This is a genomic window from Gammaproteobacteria bacterium, from assembly GCA_009838035.1.
Lineage (GTDB): Bacteria > Pseudomonadota > Gammaproteobacteria > Steroidobacterales > Foliamicaceae > Foliamicus.
The window spans coordinates 363,407-386,927 of the sequence record VXSK01000002.1 but is presented as its reverse complement, the minus strand read 5'-3'; the positions used below and the strand labels follow the sequence as shown (position 1 = coordinate 386,927).

Below are 23,521 nucleotides of genomic sequence, written 5' to 3'. Positions count from 1 at the left end.
CGGATCGGGGAAAGGTCAGTGGCGATACCTGCCGCCGCCATAACCACCCCGATCCCGGCCGCCGGATCTCTTTTGCTGCGGCCTGGCTTCGTTCACCCTCATGGGGCGGCCGTCATAGTCGGAGCCGTCCAGGTTCTCGATGGCCGCCTTGGCCTCGGCGTCGGTGGCCATTTCCACAAAGCCGAAACCCTTGCTGCGGCCCGTGTCACGATCGCTGATCAGCTTGCAGGACTCGACGGTCCCGGACTCGGCGAACTTCTCCGTAACGGAACTTTCCGTTGCTGAATAGGGCAGATTGCCTACGTACAGTTTTCTTCCCATGATTCCTTCTAATAAGTTGGTTGGCGCCTGCATGCTAGTGCGCAGGGCACCCGTTGGCCCGCAAGAATTGCGGGAACGTACATTCTAGCGCGAGAGTGGCGTGATAGGGATCACTTGTTCGAAACAGGCGGCCGTTGCATGCCGTGCGTGCCGGAGAAGGCGTCCGGCTTCAGAGTGTCCGGCGCCGCCACCGAGACTTCGTCGAACAGGCGATCTTCGGTGGCAATGGTTTCCGCGCTGACCTCGGCGATATTGGTCCAGTCGTCCATTGTGAACAGGACATCGGTGTAGTCGCTGAAGGGGTTCTTGCGCGGCGTCATCAAGTCCGACATTACGGCGTGGTAGTGCCTTAGCGCCTCGTCCAGGACGGCAAAATCGGCACGGTCCGCCTGGCGATACGCGTCAAGCGTCTCAGCGAGCAGCGCATTTTCGGCTCTCGCTCTTTCCTGGCGGCTTGCGAGTGTTTGCAGCGCCTCGTGAACCTCCGCGTTGTCCTTGCGAACGCGCTCCTTCAGCAAGTCGTGGATGTTCATGTCCGTGAGGTCGAGCCGACCCATCGAGTTAACCAGGTAGTCGGCGCAGGCTTCGAACAGGCCGGCGAGACTGTCGTCTCCCGGCTGCACCTGTTCCAATGCGCCCTTTAAGGATTGACGGACCTGGACCTGGCGGCGGCGTTCCCGGCCGAGTTCGGCCAGAGGGTTGAAGTCGGCGTTCACGATTGCCTCCTCGTTTGCCGCGGCGCCGGCGGGCGAAAGCACGAGAGTGAACGCAACCCATACGCCGAAGAGTGCGCTTGCAAGAAGTGTTTGCGGCCGCCGGTTTCGCATTCGACCAATGCTAACAGTTCGACCTGGGAGCTAAGGCGTCCCGGCTTCGCCAAGGGCGGGACGCCCTCACTCCCGGGTGACGCCTTCGTGGAGGGCGGGACGCCCTCCCTACCAAGTCAAGCCTCGGCGCGTTCGATTACTCCGCCGCCCAGGCATTCCTCGCCCTCGTAGAACACCAGGTACTGTCCCGGCGTCACCGCCCACTGAGGCTTGTCGAAGCGCACCAGGCAGCGGTCCCGACCGAGCAGTCGCGCCTCGCAGTCGGCGTCGTCCTGGCGATAACGGGTCTTGGCGCTCAACCGCGTGCCTCCCGGGAGTCCATCCGGCGCGCCGCTTACCCACTTCAGCTTTCCCACCGTGATCATGCGGCTGAACAACAGGGGGTGGTCGTGTCCCTGCGCCACGACCAGGGCATTGGCGCTCAGGTCCTTGCGCACGACGTGCCAGGGTTCCGGGCCGCAGCCCTTCATCCCCCCAAGCCCCAGTCCCCGCCGCTGGCCGATGGTATAGGCGGCCAAGCCCTGGTGTTCGCCCACGTGTTTCCCGCCAAGCGTGACTATCGGCCCCGCTTGCATTGCCAGGTGCCGCGAGATGAATTCCGGGAAGGATCGTTCTCCTACGAAGCAGATGCCGGTGCTGTCCGGGCGCGCGTAGTTCGGCAGTCCGCGCCGATGCGCGATGTCGCGCACCTCGTTCTTGTCCAGGTCGCCGACCGGGAACAGGCAGCCGCCGAGCGCGCTTCCGTCAACCGCGTGCAGGAAATACGTCTGGTCCTTGTTGCGGTCTTTTCCACGCAATAGCCGTGTGCCGGATGCCGAGTGCTCCAGGCGCGCGTGATGGCCCGTGGCCAGCCGTTCGGCGCCCAGCCTGCGCGCCTGGTTCAGGCAGGCCCCGAACTTGATGCGCCGGTTGCAGCCCACGTCGGGGTTGGGCGTACGCCCCGCCCGACATTCCCGCAGCATGTCCTCGAAGACTTCCCGCCGGTACTCCTCGGAGAAATTCAGGTGGTGAAGCGGGATGCCGAGTTCGCCGGCCACGTCGGCGGCGGCCTCAAGGTCTTCGGCGGCAGGGCAGGAGCCGTCGGGCTCGTCCCAGTTGGTCATGTGCAGGGCTTCCAACCGGTGGCCCGCGTCGATCAGGCGCAAGGCGGCCACCGCGGAATCCACTCCGCCGGAAATTGCCACCATGACGGTGCCCGTCACAGGAGAACCTCACTCAGCCAGTTTCTTCGCGATGCCCGTGTAAGTCGCGGGAGTCAGGGCGAGCAGCGCCTCACGCGCTGCGTCGGGCAGCTCTGCGTTTATCAAATAAGAATGTAAGGAATCTCTTGTAACTATCTGATTACGTGATATATTCTTAAGTTGTTCGTAGGCGTTCTCACAGCCGTGGGCACGCATTACCGTTTGCACCGCCTCGGCCAGCGTTTCCCAGGCGGAGTCGAGGTCCTCGCTCATTCTGGACTCGTCGGGCGAGAGCTTGTCCAGTCCTTTCTGCACTTCCGTCCAAGCCACAAGCGCATGTCCCAATGCGACGCCCAGGTTGCGCAGGACCGTGGAATCACTGAGGTCCCGCTGCAGGCGCGACACGGGGAGCTTTTCCGAAAAGTGACCCAGCAAGGCGTTGGACAGCCCCAGGTTGCCTTCGGCATTTTCGAGGTTGATGGGATTGACCTTGTGCGGCATGGTGGACGATCCCGTTTCGCTACCTACCGCCTTCTGGCGGAAGTAGCCCATCGAAATATAGGCCCAGGCATCCCGGCTGAGGTCGAGCAGGATGCGGTTGATGCGCGCCAGGGCGTCGCAATATTCCGCCACCCAGTCGTACGGTTCGACCTGGGTCGTGACCGGGTTCTGCTCGAGTCCCAGCCCCGAAAGAAAGCGGCGGCTGAAATCCGGCCAGTCCACCTCGGGACAGGCCGCGTAGTGCGCGTTGTAGTTGCCGGTGGCGCCGCTGCACTTGGCCATGGCCGGAACTTCGCCGAAAACGGCAAGCTGGCGCTTCAGCCGGTGCACGAATACCGCCAGTTCCTTGCCCAGCGTCGTGGGGCTGGCCGGCTGGCCGTGGGTGCGCGCCAGCATGGGCAGGCCGGCGTGCTCGCGGGCCATGCAGTGAAGCTGCCCGATCAGGGCTTCCAGCACCGGGACCAGGACTTCGGACCGGGCCCTTGCCAGCATGATCCCATAGGCGCTGCTGTTGATGTCCCAGCTTGTGCAGGCGAAATGCAGCATCGGAATGCGGTCGGAGAGCGAGTCGTGCTCGCGCAGGCGTTCGGCCAGGTACAGTTCCACCGCCTTGACGTCGTGCCGGGTCTTCTGTTCCAGTTCCTTAACGCGCTCCGCCGCCTGCGGCCCCAGATCCTGCTCCAGCGCGTTCAGAAATGCCGTTTCCCTGCTGCTCAGGGGAGGTGCGGGGCCGAATGCTTCTTCGCCGCAAAGCGCCCGCAGCCAGGCGAGCTCGACCTTGAGCCGCCACAGGATCAGGCCCTGTTCGGAGAACAATTCCGCGAGCGGGCGGACGGCTTCAGCGTAGCGCCCGTCCAGCGGCCCTAGAGCGGATAAGGAATTCGCTGGGCTCGAATACCGGGACATGGGGAGGGGCGGCTATACTCGCAGGCGCGCATCATACTGCAACAGGGGTAGTTCGTGCCAAAATTCAGAACCGAACGCGACAGCATGGGAACGCTCAAGGTCCCGTCCGACGCGCTTTGGGGCGCCAGCACCCAGCGTGCCGTGGAGAACTTCCAGATCAGCGGCAAGAGGATGCCGCGCGCGTTCATTCGCGCCCTGGGCCTGATCAAGGGGGCGTGCGCTTCGGCCAATCGCACGCTGGGCCTGCTGGACTCGGCCCGAGCCAACGCCATCATGAGGGCAGCGGAACACGTTGCCCACAGCATCCACGACGAACACTTCCCCGTGGACGTCTTTCAGACCGGATCGGGCACCAGCAGCAACATGAACGTGAACGAAGTGATCGCCAACGCCGCCAGTTCCAAAGAGGTCAGGGTGCATCCCAATGATCACGTCAACATAGGGCAGAGCAGCAACGATGTCATTCCGTCGGCGCTGCATCTTTCCGCGGCCCTGGAGGTATACGAGCGATTGCTGCCGGCGCTGGATCACCTTGCGGGGTCGATCGAAAAGCGCGCCGCGGAATTCGAGGGTGTCGTCAAGACCGGCCGCACGCACCTGATGGATGCGATGCCCCTGGCGCTCAGTCAGGAATTCGGCGGCTGGGCGGCACAATTGCGCGACTGCCGGACCCGGCTCGAGCAGGTGCTCAATTTAAGGCTGAACAAACTGGCGCTGGGCGGAACGGCAGTCGGGACGGGAGTCAATGCCCACCCGGTGATGTCGGGACTGGCCTGCCGCTGGATCAGCGAAAAGACCGGCCTCGATCTGACGCCGGCCGGCAACCGGTTTGCGGCGCTCGCCGGGCAGGACACGATGGTTGAGCTGTCCGGCCAGCTCAAGGTAACGGCGGTGGCGCTGATGAAGATCGCCAACGACCTGCGCCTGATGAACTCGGGGCCGCTGGGCGGACTCGGCGAGATCACGCTGCCGGCGCTGCAGCCGGGCTCCAGCATCATGCCGGGCAAGGTCAATCCGGTCGCCAGCGAAACCGCCATGCAGGTGGCGGCCCAGGTGATCGGCAACGACGCGGCGATAACCGTGGGCGCCCAGGCGGGCAACTTCCAGCTGAACGTGATGCTGCCGATGATCGCGCGCAACGCGCTAGAGAGCATCCAGATCCTTTCGGCGGCCTGCCGGATGCTGGCCGACAAGGCGATTGCCGGCCTGACCGTCAACAGGGAACGCCTGGCGGAGCTGCTGGAGCGCAACCCGGTCCTGGTGACGGCGCTGAATCCGGTGATCGGCTACGACAAGGCCGCGGCGATCGCCAAGCGGGCCTATGCGGAAGGGCGGCCGATCCTGGAAGTGGCGGTCGAGGAAACCGACCTGTCCGAAGAGCAGCTCAAGGCCATCCTGAACCCGGTCACGCTCACCAGGGGCGGCATTCACTCCGAGTAGCGGAGGATTTCAGCCCATTCGAGCTTCATCCAGGGGGTGAAGCGTTCGGGGTGGCGTTCGATCTCCTGCGTCAGTTCGTCCGGCGCGATCCAGCGCCAGGCGGCGATTTCGGCGGGGTCGGGCGCCAGTTCGCCGTCGTAGTCGCTTTGGAATACGTGGCATAACTCGTGTTCCGAGTAGCCGGCGGAGTAGCGGGCCTGATAGATGAACTTGTACAGGAACCGGGCCTTGCAGGAGATGCCCAGTTCCTCGTGCGTGCGGCGCTCGGCAGCGGCCGGAACGTCCTCGCCCGGCAGGGGATGGCCGCAACAGGCATTCGACCAGTACATCGGCCACAGCGGCTTGGCGGCGCTTCGCTGCTGGAGCAGGACCCGACCGTCCGGTCCGTAGACGAAAACGGAAAAGGCGCGGTGCAGAAGGCCATCGCCCTCGTGGCATTGGAATTTCTCCGCGACGCCGATTTCACGGTCCTCGGCGTCCACCAGCACCAGGTTGACCGGCGCGTTCACGGGACCAGTTCCACCTCTCCTCCGCCCGCGGGAAGCTTCAGCGCGATGGTTCTCGCGCCGGTCTTTTCGATCGATTCCTTGACTGTGTGGCAGCTCTCTGCGCACAGCGCAAGCATGGCCCCGCCGCCGCCGCCGCCGGTCAGCTTGGCCCCCAGCGCTCCGCCCATGCGCGCGGCGTCGATCAACTGTTCCAGTTCCGGCGTGGCGAGCTGCAGGCCGTTGAGCAGGCCGTGGTTGAGGTTCATCAGGTCGCCCAGTTCTTCGAGGCGCCCGCCTTCCAGGCACTTTCGGGCCTCGACCACGAGTTCGCCGATCTCCTCGAAGATCCGGTCATAAACACTCGGGTTGCGGTCGCGTGCCGTCCTGACGTTTTCGACGGTTACGGCCGTCAGGCTTTCCTCACTGCTGATACCGATCACGAAATACGTGTCGGCGCCCGCCTTGACCGGCCGGATTTCCGGCGGCGTGTTCTTGCGGTAGAGCAGGGTGGTTGCATAGGCGGAGACGGCATTGTCCACGCCGCTCGCGCGCCCGTGCGCAAACTGTTCGCAGGCCCAGGCTATTTCATTGATTCTCTCGACGCTGAGGTCCAGGTCGAAGCGCTTGTTCAGGGCCCGGATGATGGCGACAGCCATCGCCGCCGAAGATCCCAGGCCGACGCCGCGGGGCAGGTCGGAGAAGACGGAAATGCGCATCGACTTGCCGGCCAGACCCAGTTCCTCGAGCATCTTCAGCGCCGAACGTTCCCATGGTCGGCGACGGCGCGAGTGCGAGAGGCGGTATTCGAGTCCCCAGCCCGGGATCGCCAACTGGATGCCTTCCTCGCTGTCGTCGATCTGTGCGCGCACGTTCAGGGGAACGGGACAGGCCAGCGCCGGCTGCCCGAACACGGCGGCATGCTCGCCCAGCAGGATCAGCTTGCCCGCGGCCACGCCCAGGCGGGCCATTGCCGCCTCGTCCAGGGCCGGCAGGTGCTGTTTTCTTTCCAGCTCCCCCAGGACTTCCCTCGCGCGCCAGACCTTGACGTCGCCTTCGCCGATCAATCGCTCCAGCACCTGGTCGAACAGTTCCGGCGGCGTGCCGGCGGCCTTGACCACTGTGCGGGCATGCAGCGTCATGTGGCCGGCCTGAATGCCTTCGGTAACCAGCGCCCTCAGCGCCGAGAAGTTCTGCGCCAGGCCGACCGCGGCCATGACCTGCGCGAGTTCCTGGGCCGACTCCACCCGCATCATCCGCAGGAACAGTTGTGTGGCCGGGTTGGCTTCCAGCGAGCCCCCGACCGTGCCCACCTTGATTGGCATCTCCAGGCGCCCGCACAGTGCCCCATCCTCGCCGCGCCACCACTTCGAGAGCGCCGTGTAGTTGCCGTGACGCGCCGCCCAGGCATGCGCGCCGGCCTCCAGGGCCCGCCAGTCGTTGCCCGTCGCGAGCGCAACCGCATCGACGCCGTTCATGATGCCCTTGTTGTGTGTCGCCGCGCGGTAGGGATCGACCGCGGCCAGTTCGGCAGCCATGGCGATGCCGTCGCGCACGTCCTCGCCGCTTTGCCCCTTGCCGCCCAGCAACTCAACCGGGATCACGACCTCCGCCCGGGCCAGGGCGCGATCGCTCAAATTCGACAGGATGCGCATGAACACCTGCCCGCCGCTCATGCTCTCGACCAGCGCCGACACGCCCTCGCACATGCTGTTGACCAGGTTCGCGCCCATGGCGTCGCGGGTATCGACCAGCAGGTGCAGGACCAGCATTTCGCCCTCGCCGCCGGGCATGGGGCGCCGGTGAACTTCGACATCGACCACGCCGCCGCCTCGCGCCACCATGCGCGGATGAATGCTGTTGGCCAGGCGGATGATCTCCTCGCGCTTCGACAGCAGATCGGCGGCAGCGTGCGCCGGATCCGGCACGTTGAGCACCTGGATCTGCCCTATCAGCACCGGATCATCGGCTTCGGCCGTAAAGCCGCCCGCTTCGCGTACCAGCTTGGCGGCGGAACTCAGGGCGGCGACGACTGACGGTTCCTCCACCGCCATCGGCGCAACGTAGTCGCGGCCGTTGATCAGGAAGTTGAGTCCGAGGCCCACCGGCAGTCCGAGCACGCCGATCACGTTCTCGATCATCCGGTCGGCACGCGCGGCGTCCAGACTGGCGCGGCCCCGAGCCAGGTCCTTGAAGTCCGCTTCGCTCAAAAGGCCATGTTCGAGCGCGGTCTGCACCCGCTCGCGCGGCGTCAGGCGGTAGAAACCGGGTATGCGGGAACCCTTCAAAGCGCCGGCAATTATACGAAAGCAGCGCTTGGGGCAGTTGTGGCAAAATCCGTCGCGAAAACCTACGTTGCTTGGGAGGAAAGCAGATGGAAGCACGCGGCAAGGCGCTCTGGCGCCTGATGATTCCGGCGGTTTGCGCCGCAAGCCTCACGATTCCTGTCTATGCGCAGGAGCTTGAGGAAATCGTGGTTGTGGCGCGAAAGCGCGAGGAATCGCTGCAGGAGGTGCCGATCAGCATCACCACCTTCAGCCAGGAAGACCTGATGGTCCAGGGCATCGACAGCCTTGAGGATATCGCCCGCCAGTCGGCCGGGATCATCTTCGACAAGGGGTTCTCGCCGCAGGACACGCGCATCGTAATGCGCGGCCTTTCCCCCACGCGGGGACGGCCCAACGTGGCCGTGCTGCTGGACGATGTGGATATTTCCAGCGAGGGAGTACGGACTTCCGGCAGTTCGCTCACGATCAATCCACGCCTTATCGATATTGAACGCATCGAAGTGGTCCGCGGACCGCAGTCCGCGCTATACGGACGCAGCGCTTTCGGCGGCGCGATCCACTACGTGACCCGGCGGCCCGGCGCGGAGCGCCGCGGGCAGCTTTCCGTCGACGTTTCCGCCGAAGGCAAGAAGGAGATCATGGGTTCGGCCAGCGGCCCCCTGAGCGACAATTTCTTCGTGGGATTCAACTTCGCGGCCTGGAACGAGGACGGTTATTACCAGAACACCGTAACCGACGGGGACGTCGGCGGTCAGCAGGGCGTGGGCTTCACGCTGACGGGGGCGCTGGACGTTGGGGAGCGGGCCCGCTTTACGGCGCGGTTCGAGTACACGGACGACGAATTTGATCCCGCGGCGGCAGCGGCATCCGCCATTCGTGTTCCAGTCCCCACGCCAGCCGCTGGCCTGGGAGTAATCTGGCACCCGGCCGCGACCTCGGTCAATCAGCCGTTCGGGCCCTTGCCGCACATGGACGACGTTCCGATAACGTTGAGCCCGGATCCCAGGACCGGTGAGGAATTTCCGGGCACGACGCGCGAGGTATTGCGCGGGCAGTTGCGCGCCGAGTTCGACTTTGCCGGCGCAATGCTGACCTCCATTACCCACGTCGGTTCCGTTGAGGCCCATCAATTCCACGATTCCCAGCGAATAGGCGATGTATCTGCCCCGGTTCCGCCATTTAGTATCAGCGTGTCCGGCGAAGTGAACTTCGTGACGGAGAATGATCTGTTCAGCCAGGAATTCCGGCTCACGTCCACAGGCGAAGGGCCTTTTTCCTGGGTCCTGGGAGGGTTGTACTGGACTGAGGAATACCAGCACGACGAGTACGGCACGACCTGCATCAACTACGGCTTCATGCCTCCGTTCTTCTCGATGGGGGTTCCGAATTTCCGCCTGCGGATCGACTGCGGCTACTGGGTGGCGCGGATCGGCAGCGAAGTGCCCAGGCATGTCCTTCCCTGGAACCGGGACGTTGCCCACACTTCCGCTTACGGCCTGGTGGACTGGCAATTCTCGGAAGCCTGGGACATCGGCCTTGAGGCCCGCTACGTGACCGAGGACCTGGATATGACGGGACCGTCCGGAGGCACGCTGATCGGCAACGCCTTCGGTCCCTTCCACGTACAGTTCCCGCCGGAGGCCCATTCAATTGCCGCCGAGGAAGACGACTCCTACCTGGCGCCCAAGGTGATCCTGCGTTATCGGCCGTCGGACGAACAGACCTATTACGGCTCCGTTTCGCAGGCCATCAAGCCCGCCGGAATCAGCACGCTGGTGGGACCGGAGGGTTTCAATCCGGACGTGCTTCGCTTCGAAGCAGAGAAGATGACGGTGTACGAGTTCGGCTGGAAAACGAGCTGGATGGACAATCGCCTGCGTTTCAACGGGGCGGTCTTCTATCAGGACTTCACCGACAAGCAACTGACTACCCAGTACCTGCCGCCGAGCGGCATCCTGAGCACCCGCCCGGAAAACGCTTCGGCTGCCCTGATCAAGGGAATAGAGGTTGACGTGGAAGCGGTTCTGACCGACAACCTCACAATGAATTGGGGCTATACGCTGCTTTCGGCCGAGTACGACGAATACAACAAGTTGAGCAGTTCCATCAACGATGCCGTGCGCGGCGGAGGCTGCGAGTTGACAACGCTGGGGGGACGCACCACCTGCCTGATCGATCTTACCGGCAATGAGATCGAGGACGTTCCACGGCACCAGCTTTTCGCCGGTCTGTCCTGGCGCTCGGGGATGGCCAACGGAACGGAGTTGATGATAGATTTCGATGTCCAGTACCAGGGTTCCCGGTGGATGGACGAGTGGAACATGGTGGAAGTCGAAAGTTACATGCTGGCTGACATTCGCCTGGGCCTGTCGCGGGATACGTGGACCGTGATGGCGTATGTCGAAAACCTGTTCGATGACGACACAATTCGCAGCGGGGTTTCAGCGCCCGACTTCGGCGCAATCGGATTTTTACCCGGGGTTCCATCGCTTGGCATATTCGGGCCAACGCTGCTGTTCCCGAATGCGCTGACGCTCTACTACCCCGACCCGCGTGAATTCGGGGTGCGCGCCAGCTACACGTTCTAGGCAGCCTTTCCGGGCAGACCTCTCCAGCGGGCCGCTGCGCAATTTTGCGCGTAGCGGCCCGCTGGCTTATGCTGGACGCCGCCGCGCCCTGGTAGCTCAGCTGGATAGAGCGTCCGCCTCCTAAGCGGAAGGTCCCAGGTTCGAATCCTGGTCGGGGCGCTTAACCACATCAGGGTGCCCCGCGCGGTGCGTGAGACTAGTTGAAACTATCTGAATCGACTTGGCACCATAGTCTCGATTAGAATCACCTGAAGGCGTTGTTATGCGTCCAGCATAAGCATGACTGATCTGCCATTTGTGGGATCGCGGTATGGCGAAGAGCAAGGATAAATCCTTCCTTTGGCGCCCACGATTGGGTATTCCGCAGACGGACTTCGAGCAGCGCCAGCGGATACGTAAACGCAATAAGCGCTGGATGGCAATTATTCTCACTGTGGTTGCATTAGTTGTGTTGCTGCTGCTCATCATCTAGCGTGCTCGAAATCATGAAGCGGGCTTTTGGCGGCGGCGAAGCGCTGCCTTTATCGCGCCGTGACGCGCTGATCTTTCCGGCCGCTGCCGCGGCTGCCGCGGCGCTTGCACCTTTTCGCCCGGCACAGGCCGCAGAGCCTCCGGAAACTACCTACATGCCGCCTTCGGAAGGCCGGGTGCGCTCGGAATTCTTCGCCTTTGACAACCCGCTCGACAAGATGACCGCCGAGTTCCGCATCTATCGCGACCTGGCGGACGAAGCGGATGTGCTGCTCTGGTATCACTTCACGATGTTCATCGTCGCCGAGGGACGGCGCGTGGAGCCCGTGGTGCGCTATGAGGGAATCGAGTTCTCTCATCACAAGCGAATCGACACGCATGTCTTTCGCGTGCACGGGCACAACACCTCCTATCCGCGCCATCCGGTAACGGGCGAGTTCATCGATCGTGTCCAAAACCCCGTAACGGGCGAAACGGTCAAGGTGGAGCCGACCATTCTCACGGAAGATCCGGGAATGCTGTATTCGCCGGAGGGCAAGCATCCGCTGGACCGGGAAGGCGACGGCTACACGCCCACCAGTACGGTATTCCGAATCGAGGACGACATCGTGAAGGCGGAGCAGATTCGTGTGCCGCCGGACAACTGGGTGACCCCGTTCATCGAAACGTCGCACAACTGGACGGCCAGATCCCTGTTCGAGGACCCCTCCATCACGAGGCTGCCCATGGGAACGGCCGGCGGCTATGTCTTTCCCTATCCCCGGTGGCTGCAGATGGGCGACATCCCCGGCCACATGTTCGCCATCTGGAGCGGCAAGAAGCTCGATGGCGTGCACCAGTTGCCGGCCGAGTATTTCGCCCGCATCGAACGGGACAATCCGGAGCTGCTCGTCGTGGATCTGAGCCCGTTCGAAAACTGACGCGGGTCAGCCGAAGTGCTCAAGGATGGTATAGCGGGAATGGCGACCGCCGAGCACCGACTCCACCAGCACAAACTCGTTTACGGGCCAGTGCAACGGAAGAGGCGGTTCCCTCGGAGTTAGGCGGTTGACCTTGCGCGCCAGTGTCATGTGCGGGATGAACGCGCGCCGGTTTCGGGGCAGCCCCAGTTCGTGCGAGATCCGGCCGATATCGCGGGCCAGTTCCGCCAGCGGGAGAGGGGTTTCATTCGGTCCCAGCCATAGGGTTCTTGCACGCTGCCAGTAGCCGTATTGCTCCAGCGTCAACTCGAACGGGTCCAGCGGCAATGTGGATACCCGCTCGATCAGACGATGAATGAGTTCTTCCGGAGTCGGTCCGAGGAAATGCAGCGTCATGTGCAGATTTTCGGGCGGCGTGGGCTTGCCGCCCGTGCCCCTCACTTCGGCGCGGGTGGCGCGTACGACGCGGGTGCGAAGATCGTCGTCGGGCCATAGCCCGAAGAACAGGCGCCTGTTGCCGGACCGGGGCATTGCGCGACCATATCACGGGAGCACGGGACACGCCCGCGCTCCCGCGTTAGGGTATGCTGGCAGCGCGGGCATTGGGGGAATTCCTATGTCATACCTGTTTACTTCGCAGCGCGATCTGCCGGAATTCAGGCACCTTGAAGCGGAGCCGCTGTCGGGCGCGCTGGGTGCGACGATAAGCGGCGCCAAACTGGCCGACGACCTCGCCCAGGACGTCATTGACGAAATCTACGCGGCGCTGCTGGAATTCAAGGTCATCTTCTTCCGCGACCAGGAAATGACGGACGAACAGCATCTCAGGCTGGCCCGCAAGTTCGGGATGCCCCAGGGCCCGGGTTCGATACCGCAGGTCGAGGGCTACCCGATGATCCGCCTGCAGCGCATGGACGAGTATCAGACCATCGGCGGCGACGTGAATTACCACACGGACGACATCTTCCGCGACTATCCGTCGCGCATGTCCATCCTCCGCGGGCTGACCATGCCGACCGGCGGCGGAAACACCATCTGGTGCGACATGGAGAAGGCGTACGCGAGCCTGTCCAAACCCATGCAGAAGTTCCTGGAGGGCCTGACCGCCGAACAGACCCTGTCGAAGAACTTCGGCGCGGGCATTCTCGAGGGCGGGGGCGCCAGGGCCTACGAGGACATGATGAAGCGCAACCCGCCGGTCGTGCACCCGGTGGTTCGCAGGCACCCCGAAACGGGCCGCAAATGCCTCTACGTCTGCCAGATGACCACGTCGCGCATCCTGGAACTGAACCAGGACGAAAGCGACGCGCTGCTGGCGATGCTGCTCGAGCACAGCTACCAGCCGGAGCACGAGTGCCGGTTCTTCTGGCGCGACAACTCGGTGGCGATCTGGGACAACCGCTGCACGCAGCACCGCGGGATCAACGATTTCTCGCCGGCGTTCCGGCTGATGCACCGCATACCGATCATCGACGACCGCCGCCCTTCGCTGAACCCCGACGAGGAGCCGCGCCTGGACTACGACCGTAATGCCGACTTCATCCGCGTGGAGGACCTGTTCGTCAACAAGCCCGAACTGACCTACCACGTGGACGGCGAAGAGCCCGCGCAAGGCAACGGCGCGGCTGCCGAATCGGGCAACGGGGCGGCGCAACCGGAAGACGAACATGCCGTGGAGGTCGATCCCGGGTTTCTGAACAAGCTGAACGAGAACAGGCACGGCATGGTGTTTACGCCCGGCGCGGCTGCGCGGCTCAAGAAGATTCCGCGCATGTTTCGCGGCGCGGCCATCAGCGCCGTGATCGCCGAAGCGCAGAAGCAGGGCAGCAGCGAGGCCAACATCGCGATACTCGACGCCGTTCAGGCGAAGCGGCGCGGCGGTTGAATCCGGCAAGCGCCCGCGCGCGCCCGTGAGCGTGCCGAAAAAATTCGGTCCGATCGTCCTTGCGGAAGGCTACACGCGGCTGAACGCGTTCGGCGTGCTGCTGGGCGGTTTTTCGATTATTCCATTGCTGGCCTTCATGGGCCTGATCATGCCGACTCTTCTCAAGGAAGTGTTTGAGATTGACCCCGCTTTTCACGGGCGGATGACGGGCAACCTGGGAGTGCTGCAGGAAGTGATCGTGATCGCGCTGATGGGGGTGGTCGGTGCGGTGTCCGACAATTTCGGCCGGCGCATGTTGATGGTCGTGGGGCTGTGCCTGGTGGGCCTGGGGCTTCTGGTCTATCCGCTTGCCGAGAACGAACTGCAGATTTACGGATATCGGGCGGTATTCGCGCTCGGCGCCGCGACGGCTCCCCTGATGTACGGGACTTCCATGCAGGACACCCCGGCGAACCGTTCGCGCGGCCAGTTCATCGGGTTCGGCAGCATTGCCACGGGCGGGGGCGTCATCGTGATGGGTCTTACGATTGCGAGGCTGCCCGAATACCTGGTCGCGCGCGGCTTCACTCCCGGGGACGCCGGCATCTACACCTGCTGGTGCATGGTGGCTTTCGCGGCCATCGTCGCGCTGATGGTCCGGCTGACCTGGCGCGCCGGCCGCGTGGCGGCAGGGGAACCACGCATGCCTATCGGGCGAAACCTGAAGCAAGGGTTCTCCGGAGCGGCTCGGAATCCGCGAATCGCGCTCGCATACCTGACTTCGTTCGCTTCCCGGGGCGACCTGGTCGTGATCCTGACTTTCCTGTCGCTCTGGGTGGTTCAGGACGGCTGGGACGCAGGCCTGAGCACCGGCGAGGGCACGAGAAGGGCCGGCATCATGATTGCGGCTATCAACGGTATCGGGCTTCTTGTGGCCGTCTTTATCGGTCGGTTTGTGGATCGCATGAACCGTGTTCTCGCGGTTTTCATTGCGTTTGCGGTTGCCGGTGCCGCGTATCTGGGCATGGCCTTGGTAGCGGATCCGTACCTGAACATTGCGCTGGTCGCGTGCGTATTTGTGGGCATAGGCGAGATTGCCGTCATCATCACCGGCAACGCGCTACTGGGGCAGGAGGCGCCGAAGGCGAGACGTGGCGCGGTGGTCGGCGTGTTCGGCCTAATCGGTGCTTTTTCCATCCTTTGCACGAACTACTTCGGCGGGATCGTCTTCGACAAGATCAGCCGCGTGGCGCCGTTCGTCATGATGGGCATAGTGAACCTCGTCGTGGCGCTGGCTGCGCTGTACGTGCTGATCCGCGCACCGGGGATGTCGGCGAAGGAAGTCCGCACTTCGACCTGATCGCGCGCCATGAGTGAATTGAGCGAACCCCGGCGAATCGGTCCGCTGACCCTTACATTGGGATATACGTGGCTCAACGCCGGCGGCGTGATGTTTGCCGGGCTCACGGTCATACCGCTGCTGGGATTCATTGGGTTCATCCAGCCCTACCTCCTGACGGACACATTCGGAATTGCCGAAGAGGTCCAGGGCCGACTGACGGGGCGACTGGCCTCCCTGCAGGAGATCGTGGTCCTGTTGCTGATGGGCATTGTGGGCGCGTCTTCAGACAATTACGGTCGCCGCGTGATCATGGTCATCGGGCTGGGCTTCGTGGCCCTGGGCCTGCTGATCTACCCGCTGGCGCAGAATGAATTCCAGATATACGCCTACCGGGCGGTGTTCGCCATAGGCGCAGCGTTCGTGCCGGTTATGTACAGCGCGTCGTTGCAGGATCTGCCGGCCAATCGTTCGCGCGGATTTCTACTTGGCCTCGGAAGCGTTTGCACGGCCGTGGGTATGGGCTTGATGTCACGGAATGTCGGCGTATTTCTCAGCTACCTGGAAAGCCTGGGAATCAGCTCGGCCGACGCCAATCTCTATATGTGTTGGCTGATGGTCGGGTTTGCGCTGCTCGTCGCGCTCGTGATCCGCTTGTCCTGGCGCTCGGGACAGGTTGCCCATAATCAGCCGCGGGACCACCTTTGGGCCAAAGTGGGCAAAGGTTTCTCCGAGGCCGCGAAAAACCCGCGAATCGCACTCGCATACATGACCTCCTTCGCCTCCAGGGGTGACCTGGTTGCGGTGGGCATATTCCTTCCGTTGTGGGTGGCTCAACGCAGCCATGACCTGGGCCTGACCAACGCTGAGGGTGCGCTTAGGGCAGGCATCATGTACGTCCTCATCTTCGGGACCGGAATCATTTGGTCACCCATCATGGGATTTATTGCCGACCGTTTGAATCGAGTGTTGACCGTGTGCCTGGGTTTCAGTGTGGCAGGATTAGCCTACTTCGCCATGTACCTGGCCAATGACCCGTTTGTTTCCGCAGCGCTGTTGGCCAGTGTTGCCGTAGGTATTGGCGAAATATCCGCGCTGTTGTCGGGGGGCGCACTGCTTGGACAGGAAGCGCCGAAGGAGAGGCGTGGCGCCATCGTCGGCGTGTTCGGGCTGGTGGGCGCGTTCTCGATCCTCTGCACGAGCTACTTCGGAGGAATCGTGTTCGACAAGATCGGCAGGGGCGCGCCGTTTGCGATGATGGGCATCATCAACTTCCTCGTGGTCATCGCTGCGCTGGTCGTGCTGGTGCGCGCCCCGGGCATGTCCGCCAAGGAAGTCCGCGCCTCCACATAAACGGTGCAAACGGACTACGATTCCCACATTGTCTTTTTCACCGCCATCGTTCAGAATCGCCAACAGGAAACGGGAACAGGGAGAGCCCCATGATTGAGCAACTGATCACCATTGCAGGAACGGCAGGCGCGGTGCTGGCCGTTGTCCTTCCGTTGCAGTTGCGAACCGTTGGCCGCCTGGATCGCATCGAGTCCCGGCTGAGCGCGCTGGAAGTTCGGGTGGGTGCGCTTGAAACCCGCATGGACGCGCTCGAAGCCCGCATGGACGCGCTCGAAACCCGGATGGACCGGCTCGAAGCCCGATTCGAGCGACGCGACGATCGAATCGATGGCCTGGCGTCGAGCATTGGGGAAATTGCCCAGCGCCTGGCCCGGGTTGAAGGAATCCTGATCTCATCGCGCGAGGCTTCCGAAGCCGCCGTTCAATAGCAATTGCAGCAATCTGAAACGCCGATTCTGGTTACGGGAGCGGCCGGTTTTATCGGTCACGCGGTGGCGAAGGCACTGTTGTCCGACGGCCGCGAGGTTATCGGGCTGGACAACCTGAATGCGTACTACGATCCAGCGCTAAAGCATGCCCGGCTTGCCCGGTTGCACAAGCATGACGGGTTTTCCTTTCACAAGCTGGACCTGACGGACCAGAGCGGGATGCTGGCCCTCTTCGAGGCGCATGAATTTCGACAAGTCGTGCACCTGGCTGCCCAGGCCGGAGTGCGCTATTCAATCGAAGCGCCGGAGCAATACATATCAAGCAATATCGCCGGGTTTACCGTGCTGCTGGAGGGCTGCGCTCGCAGCGGCGTGGAGCATCTGTTGTACGCCTCATCTTCGTCGGTGTATGGCGACACGGAAAAGACGCCGTTTTCCGAACAAGACGCTGCCGATCGTCCCAGGAGCGTCTATGCGGCCACGAAGCGCGCAGGCGAACTGCTGACCTGTTCGTACGCGCGCATTCATGGGCTGCCCAGTACCGGGATTCGTTTTTTCACGGTTTACGGTCCCTGGGGACGGCCGGACATGGCCGCGATTACATTTGCGAATAGGCTCGCCGGGGGTAATCCCGTGCGAGTGTTCGGCGACGGCAAGCAGCGTCGCGCCTTCACCTTTATCGACGATGCCGTGCGGGGAACGCTTGCCATCCTGAAGGCGGGCCCGCCGTCCGGGCAGCCGCCTGCGGCGCTTTATAACCTCGGTTCCGAAGAAGACGTGGAGTTGCTGGATTTCATCCGGATGTTGGGCCGGGAAATGGGCGCCGAAGTCGAGATCGAGTTCGCGCCGGAACCGCCCGGGGAAATGCGCGCCACGCTGCCCGACATGTCCGCCATGCGCCGCGACTTCGGGTTCGAGCCGAATGTGGGCCTGGAGCGGGGCGTTCGGGATTTCGTCCGCTGGTTCCGCAAATACCGCGGTTAGAGATTCACGGGCGCAGCGGCGGGAGTTCAATCCAGTTGGCTGGATCGGCAGCCGCCGTACAGGCGCCGTTCAAGTCGCTGCGCGACAACAGCACCCAGCCGCGGCGGTGGGCGTGACCCAGGCGCATGCCCGAGTCCGGATCGAAACAGGGCTCGCGGTGCTCCGCGGGAACGAGAAGCCGCCCCTGCGGGTTGGCGTTCAGCCATGCGGCGGCCTGCTTCAGTTCCTCATCCTTTCCCGTGCCCTGCGCATGAAAATGAACGGCCGGCCGGTCGAGATGCAGGACCTGTTGAGCGCGCCAGTCGGCCAGCGCCAGCGGGGCACCTTCGGGCAAGTTCTCCAGCGCTCGGGCGGCGATCCTTGCGCCCGACCGGGCCTCGTCGATCTGCGGCTGCAGCGCCCATCCCCAGATTTGCCACCCGAGGAACAGGCACAGCCCAATGCCCGCTGCTGCCCGGCGAGTGGGACAGGCAAGCGAAATCAGCGCGCCCGCTGCGGACGTGGCGAACAGAGTCCAGAGCGGCGCGGTGCTGGTTTCATAGGTTGCCTTCAATTCGGAAAGCCGCTCGAGATCAAAGAACAGTAGCCAGCCGCTACCCGCTGCCACGACAAGGCACAGGATGAACATACCCCCGCGTAACATTCGCCGGCACGACAAGCGTTCGGCGAGCTCACTCAAGTTGGGCGCGGCCAGCAGCGCCAGGGCCGGCGCCGCCGGCAACAGGTACACGCCACGCTTGCCGGAACTGATCGTGAAGAACACGAGAACCAGCGCGATCCATCCCGACAGCAGCACGACCGAAGCGTCGCGTTCCTTCCACCGCCGCGCCCAGCGTGCCGCAAGCCACGGAAACAGCAGAATCAAAGGGAACCAGGCCCAGGGAATGACCTCCACGAAGAAGTACCAGAAGGGCTGGAAGTGATGCCAGGGGTCCGCGTAACGGGTAATGGTCTGGCGGAACAGCAGGTTGTCCAGGTAGCCGGCAATTTCAGGGTCGCCCTGGGCCCTGAGCAAGAGCGGGACCAGCCAGAGCGCCAGCGGCGCGAAGAAGGCCGCAGGTCCGAGGAGCCAGCGCGTGCCGCCGCCGAGCCGCTGTACGTTCCAGCCGGCCCAACGCATTCCGGCCCAGGGCAACAGCACCAGTAACGGCAGAAAGCCCACGCCCTTGGTCATTACTCCCAGGCCGGCCGCGAGACAGCCCAGGCTGAACCAGCGCCAGTCCGGTCCCTGAAGAAGGTGACGGAGCAACCCGTACAGGCTCAGCGTCGTGAAGAAGCAAAGGACCGCATCGATCTGCGCGCTTCGGGCCTGCATCGTGAACTGCAGGCAGGCAAGCAGTCCCAAGGCCGCCCACCATGCCGTCTCGCGTGACCACAGCCGCCGGGCCAGATCCCAGACAAGTGCCAGCGTTCCCAGTCCCGCCAGGAGCGACGGCAACAGGAACCCGAGCCGGAGACCGGCCAGCCCTTGGGCGGCGGCCAGCAGCCAGAAATACACCGGCGGCTTTTGCGCGTAAATCACGCCGCCCAGACGGGTCAATGACCAGTCCCCCGATTGCAGCATTTCGGCGGCGATCAGCGCGTAGCGGGGTTCGTCCGGTGCCCAGGGATCGCGCAGCCCCAGGCCGGCGGCGAGCGTCAGCAGCGCCGCCGCGCCGAGCCAGATTTCGTTTTTACTGAACCGCAAACGTCAGGTGGACTCAAGCTGGCCGTGGCGGTGCAGCAGGACCAGGTTGCGAATGTAGATTACGGAGCCGGTCGTCTGGCCCAGGATGAAAACGGGATCGGCGCGATGGATGGCGTAGCTGAGCAGCGTGAGGCCGCCGGCCAGGCTCAGGTACCAGAAGGCCCGGGGGATATGGCTGCGGCCCGCGCGTTCGCTGACGATCCACTGGTAGAGGAACCGGGACGCAAATATGGCCTGGCCGCCGAACCCCACCGCCAGCCAGATCAGGTCGCCGGTCGGCAGAGCCAGCCACTGTTCAATGAGTTCAGTCATCGTGTCGTATCTCCTCGCATGATCCGGGCCGGAAGCTCCGCCGGCCGAGCCACCAGACGCCCAGCAGGTCGGCGATCCCCACCCACAGCCGGTTCCCCAGGCCGTATTTTGAGCGCCCGGCGCGCCGCGGATGGTGGGCCACCGGGCGGGAAACGGTTTGCAGGCCCTGACGCAGCAGCAGGGCAGGCAGAAAACGGTGCATATGGTCGAACCGCGGCAGCGAGAGGAAGTCGTCGCGGGCCAGGACTTTGAGGCTGCATCCGGTGTCCGGCGTTCGATCGCGCAGCAAGCCCGCGCGCACCGCATTGGCAATGCGCGAGGAATATCGCGTCAACCAGCCGTCCTCGCGCTTCCGCCGGTGGCCCATGATCATGCCGGGCGCCGTATTACCCGCCTCGAGCATTTCGGAATACAGCTTCGCCAGGTCGGCGGGATCGTTCTGCCCGTCGGCATCGAGAAAGCCGAGCCAGGCGTATCGCGCGGCGTCCGCACCCGTGCACATCGAGGCGCTCTGGCCTCTGTTCGTCAAGTGCCGGACCACCCTCAGTCTTGAATGCTCGCTCTGCAGGCCGGCCAGCACGCCGGCGCTATCGTCCCGGCTGCCGTCGTCCACGACGATCAGTTCCCAGGCATCGACGGCAAAGAAGGCGCTGCCCACGCTGCGAACCAGCTCCGGCAGACTTTCGGCCTCTTCGTGGGCCGGCGCCACAATGCTGATTCCGGGCTTGTTCATGGCGTACGTATTGTTACCTACGGAAGTTGCCGGCGCTATAAAATGCGAGTGTCGAATATGAGCTTGACACGACACTAGTGCCATGAGCGGCCGTATCGAACGCGCCTACCGGGAATCTCCGCTTTTTGCAAGCAACGCGCCTTATGTGTTCGAACTTTATTCCGCCTGGCGCAGCAATCCCGACGAAGTAGCGCCGCACTGGCGCGAACTGTTCGAGAGCATCGAGGCCGGCCGGCCGTTGCCGACGCGCCTTCCGAACGGCGGAGGAGCCGCGACGCTTGCAAGCAATGGCAGGTCGGTGCCCGCTGTGCGGGCCGGCGCCTCGCGCCAGGGCGCGGTGGTGCGGCTCATCCAGTTGTATCGGCTGCGCGGCTATCGCGCCGCGCGCGTCGATCCGCTGCACCTGAACCCAAACCTGCGCAGCCAGGCGCCCAAGCTCGAGTACGCGGGCCTGAGCGAGGCGGACCTGGACACCGTGTTCGATACCGGGCGGTTCGGCGGCGCCGAGGGCCGCCAGTTGCCGCTGCGGACCATCATCGAGCAACTCGAGCAGATTTACTGCGGCGATGTCGGCGTGGAGATGGCGCACGTGTCGCGGGCCCGCGAGCGGTTGTGGCTACGGGACCGGGTGGAAGCGGCGAAACTGGCGGGGCGTCCGCCGGACCCGGTCAAGCGCGCAATCCTGCGCGAACTGATCGCCGCGGAGGGTCTTGAGCGTTACCTGCATACCCGCTACGTGGGGCAAAAGCGCTTCTCACTGGAGGGCGGCGACAGCCTTATCCCCATGCTCTACGACCTGATCCAGCAGGCCGGTTCCAAGGGTCTGCAGGAAATCGTGGTCGGCATGGCCCACCGGGGGCGCATCAACGTGCTGGTGAACGTGCTGGGCAAGGCGCCGCAGGAACTCTACGCGGAGTTTGCCGGCGAGTCCGGGCCGCTGTCGGGCAAGTACGGCGACGTCAAGTACCACATGGGCTTTTCGTCGGACGTAACCACGCCGGGCGGGCTGGTGCACGTGGTGCTGGCGTTCAATCCCTCGCACCTGGAGATCGTCAACCCGGTCGTTCTGGGGTCCGTGCGCGCGCGCATGGACCGGCGGCGCGACAGCGAGGGCGACGAGATCCTTCCGGTGCTGATCCACGGCGACGCCGCCGTGGCCGGGCAGGGCGTAGTCACGGAAACGCTGCAGCTTTCCCAGGCGCGCTCCTTCGCCACCGGCGGCACCGTGCACCTGATCGTCAACAACCAGATCGGCTTTACCACCAGCGATCCGCAGGACGCGCGCTCCACGCCGTACTGCAGCGACGTCGCCAAGATGATCGAGGCGCCGGTAATCCATGTGAACGGAGATTCGCCGGAGGCCTGCGTGTTCGCGACCCGCCTGGCGCTGGAATACCGGCAGGCGTTCCACAAGGACGTGTTCGTGGATCTCGTCTGCTATCGCCGCCATGGACACAACGAGGCCGACGAACCGGCCGCCACGCAGCCGCTCATGTACGAGCGCATCCGCGGTCATCCCACAACCCTTGAGATGTATGCCGACCGCCTTTGCGAGGACGGCGTGGTCACCAGGGCGCAGTTGAAGGCCGACAAGGCTGAATACCGCAGGCGGCTGGACGCGGGCGATCCGCTGCCGGAGGCGGCCATGGGCATGGTCGGCAACGAGTTCACCGTCGATTGGGACAGCTACCGGCAGGCCGATGCCGATGTGGAAGTCGATACGGCCATCCCGCCGGAGCAGGTTGCGGATCTCGGCGAGCGGCTCGGCACGGTGCCCGAGGGGGTCAATCTGCACCCGCGGGTGATCAAGGTCGTCGCGGACCGGCTGCGGATGGCGCGCGGCGAAATCGACATGGACTGGGGCTTCGGCGAACTGATGGCCTATGGCAGCCTCCTGCGCGACGGCTACCGGGTGCGCCTGACCGGGCAGGATAGCCGTCGCGGAACTTTCTTTCACCGCCATGCCAGCCTGATCGACCAGCACAGCGGGCGCGCCTACTCGCCGCTGGACGACGTGGCTCCGATGCGGGGCGCCTTCACGATCACCGATTCGCTGCTCAGCGAAGAGGCCGTGATGGGCTTCGAGTACGGCTACTCGACCACCGATCCGGACTGCCTGACGATCTGGGAAGGGCAGTTCGGCGACTTCTGCAATGGCGCCCAGGTCGTGATCGACCAGTTCATCGCCTCGGGCGAGACCAAGTGGGGCCGGATGTCGGGTCTGACGCTGTTTCTGCCGCACGGCCAGGAAGGGGCCGGGCCCGAGCATTCCTCGGCCCGCCTGGAGCGGTTCCTTCAGCTATGCGCACAGGGCAACATGCGGGTCTGCGTGCCTTCCACGCCCAGCCAGGTTTTCCATATGCTGAGGCGGCAAATGCACAACAGGGCGCGGCTGCCGCTGGTGGCCCTGACGCCCAAGAGCCTGCTGCGCAACAAGCTGTCCTTTACGCCCTTGGCAGCGCTCAGCGAGGGCCGTTTCGAGCGAATCATCGACGAGGTGGATGAACTCGATGACGTGCGCCGCCTGGTGCTGTGCAGCGGCAAGCTGTATTTCGACCTGCTGGAGGCGCGTCGTGAAGGGGGCGTCAGCGATGTGGCCATCGTTCGCATCGAGCAGCTCTACCCGTTTCCGCACGATCTGTGCGAGGAGCTGTTCAAACGCTATGCGGACGTCGAGGACATCGTCTGGGCGCAGGAGGAACCGAAGAACCAGGGCGCCTGGTACCGGGTGCGCGCGCGCCTGGAACGCTGGCTGCTCAAGGGCCAGCGGCTGCGCTACATGGGCCGCGCCGGAGCCGCTTCGCCGGCGCCCGGCTCCATCCATCTGCACCGGCTTCAGCAGTACGCGATCGTCGAGCAGGTGCTTGAAAGTGATCGAAAGGTGTCGTAGGCA

General features: G+C 64.0%; 19 protein-coding genes and 1 tRNA gene. 10 read left to right on the top strand and 10 right to left on the bottom strand.

Translation table 11 applies throughout. From position 1 onward, the window contains the following. Nucleotides 1-15: 15 nt before the first annotated feature. The 4 genes from F4Y72_01755 to purB all read right to left on the bottom strand — a co-directional run bounded on the left by F4Y72_01755 (nt 16) and on the right by purB (nt 3,736). On the bottom strand, nt 16-321 hold the full coding sequence (locus F4Y72_01755; GenBank protein MXZ27011.1) for an RNA-binding protein: 306 nt from the start codon (nt 319-321) through the stop codon (nt 16-18). A 110-nt stretch (nt 322-431) separates the two neighbouring features. Further along, complete coding sequence (locus F4Y72_01750; protein ID MXZ27010.1) at nt 432-1,148, bottom strand: hypothetical protein; 717 nt, start codon at nt 1,146-1,148, stop codon at nt 432-434. A gap of 116 nt (nt 1,149-1,264) precedes the next feature. Then, entirely contained in the window at nt 1,265-2,335 is a 1,071-nt protein-coding gene (gene mnmA / locus F4Y72_01745) for a tRNA 2-thiouridine(34) synthase MnmA (protein MXZ27009.1), read from the bottom strand. Nucleotides 2,336-2,359: 24 nt separating this feature from the next. Then, complete coding sequence (gene purB / locus F4Y72_01740; GenBank protein MXZ27008.1) at nt 2,360-3,736, bottom strand: adenylosuccinate lyase; 1,377 nt, start codon at nt 3,734-3,736, stop codon at nt 2,360-2,362. Between the two features lie 54 nt (nt 3,737-3,790). On the opposite strand from purB, the gene F4Y72_01735 reads away from it, so the two are divergent. After that, nucleotides 3,791-5,176: a class II fumarate hydratase gene (locus F4Y72_01735; GenBank protein ID MXZ27007.1), complete on the top strand. Its 1,386-nt coding sequence runs from the start codon at nt 3,791-3,793 to the stop codon at nt 5,174-5,176. Here F4Y72_01735 and F4Y72_01730 read toward each other — a convergent pair. Beyond that, the gene (locus F4Y72_01730) at nt 5,164-5,685 is read right to left on the bottom strand and encodes an isopentenyl-diphosphate Delta-isomerase (protein MXZ27006.1); all 522 of its coding nucleotides are present in this window, start codon (nt 5,683-5,685) and stop codon (nt 5,164-5,166) included. The genes F4Y72_01735 and F4Y72_01730 overlap by 13 nt on opposite strands. Continuing rightward, entirely contained in the window at nt 5,682-7,949 is a 2,268-nt protein-coding gene (locus F4Y72_01725; protein ID MXZ27005.1) for a hydroxymethylglutaryl-CoA reductase, degradative, read from the bottom strand. Before F4Y72_01725 ends, F4Y72_01730 begins: the two co-directional genes overlap by 4 nt. A gap of 86 nt (nt 7,950-8,035) precedes the next feature. Here F4Y72_01725 and F4Y72_01720 point away from each other — a divergent pair, with 86 nt between their 5' ends. From F4Y72_01720 to F4Y72_01710, 3 genes are all read left to right on the top strand, one after another. Continuing rightward, nucleotides 8,036-10,537, top strand: coding sequence for a TonB-dependent receptor (locus tag F4Y72_01720; protein MXZ27004.1), 2,502 nt, complete (start codon nt 8,036-8,038; stop codon nt 10,535-10,537). An 85-nt stretch (nt 10,538-10,622) separates the two neighbouring features. Next, nucleotides 10,623-10,696: transfer RNA gene (locus tag F4Y72_01715), tRNA-Arg, on the top strand. 326 nt (nt 10,697-11,022) lie between these two features. Next, nucleotides 11,023-11,928: a DUF1838 domain-containing protein gene (locus tag F4Y72_01710; protein ID MXZ27003.1), complete on the top strand. Its 906-nt coding sequence runs from the start codon at nt 11,023-11,025 to the stop codon at nt 11,926-11,928. Nucleotides 11,929-11,934: 6 nt separating this feature from the next. Here the strand turns inward: F4Y72_01710 and thpR are convergent, their stop codons facing one another. Further along, complete coding sequence (thpR, locus tag F4Y72_01705) at nt 11,935-12,459, bottom strand: RNA 2',3'-cyclic phosphodiesterase (GenBank protein MXZ27002.1); 525 nt, start codon at nt 12,457-12,459, stop codon at nt 11,935-11,937. Between thpR and F4Y72_01700 the strand changes: the two genes are divergently transcribed. From F4Y72_01700 to F4Y72_01680, 5 genes are all read left to right on the top strand, one after another. Beyond that, entirely contained in the window at nt 12,323-13,813 is a 1,491-nt protein-coding gene (locus F4Y72_01700; GenBank protein ID MXZ27001.1) for a hypothetical protein, read from the top strand. The genes thpR and F4Y72_01700 overlap by 137 nt on opposite strands. Nucleotides 13,814-13,838: 25 nt before the next feature. After that, nucleotides 13,839-15,152 (top strand): MFS transporter, encoded by a 1,314-nt coding sequence (locus tag F4Y72_01695; protein ID MXZ27000.1) that lies wholly within the window; start codon nt 13,839-13,841, stop codon nt 15,150-15,152. Between the two features lie 9 nt (nt 15,153-15,161). Further along, entirely contained in the window at nt 15,162-16,484 is a 1,323-nt protein-coding gene (locus tag F4Y72_01690; GenBank protein MXZ26999.1) for an MFS transporter, read from the top strand. Nucleotides 16,485-16,573: 89 nt separating this feature from the next. Continuing rightward, nucleotides 16,574-16,912, top strand: a complete 339-nt coding sequence (locus tag F4Y72_01685) for a hypothetical protein (GenBank protein MXZ26998.1) — start codon at nt 16,574-16,576, stop codon at nt 16,910-16,912. Between the two features lie 24 nt (nt 16,913-16,936). Then, nucleotides 16,937-17,896 (top strand): SDR family NAD(P)-dependent oxidoreductase, encoded by a 960-nt coding sequence (locus F4Y72_01680; protein MXZ26997.1) that lies wholly within the window; start codon nt 16,937-16,939, stop codon nt 17,894-17,896. 4 nt (nt 17,897-17,900) lie between these two features. On the opposite strand, the gene F4Y72_01675 is transcribed toward F4Y72_01680, so the two are convergent. The 3 genes from F4Y72_01675 to F4Y72_01665 are packed head-to-tail and all read right to left on the bottom strand — an operon-like array spanning nt 17,901 to nt 20,628. Next, entirely contained in the window at nt 17,901-19,583 is a 1,683-nt protein-coding gene (locus F4Y72_01675) for a glycosyltransferase family 39 protein (protein MXZ26996.1), read from the bottom strand. A 3-nt stretch (nt 19,584-19,586) separates the two neighbouring features. Further along, nucleotides 19,587-19,895, bottom strand: coding sequence for a hypothetical protein (locus tag F4Y72_01670; protein MXZ26995.1), 309 nt, complete (start codon nt 19,893-19,895; stop codon nt 19,587-19,589). Next, nucleotides 19,888-20,628: a glycosyltransferase gene (locus tag F4Y72_01665; GenBank protein ID MXZ26994.1), complete on the bottom strand. Its 741-nt coding sequence runs from the start codon at nt 20,626-20,628 to the stop codon at nt 19,888-19,890. Before F4Y72_01665 ends, F4Y72_01670 begins: the two co-directional genes overlap by 8 nt. Before the next feature lie 82 nt (nt 20,629-20,710). Between F4Y72_01665 and F4Y72_01660 the strand changes: the two genes are divergently transcribed. Continuing rightward, nucleotides 20,711-23,518 carry a 2-oxoglutarate dehydrogenase E1 component gene (locus F4Y72_01660; GenBank protein MXZ26993.1) on the top strand — a complete coding sequence of 936 codons (2,808 nt, stop codon included), beginning with the start codon at nt 20,711-20,713 and terminating at the stop codon, nt 23,516-23,518. The last annotated feature ends 3 nt before the right edge of the window (nt 23,519-23,521 follow it).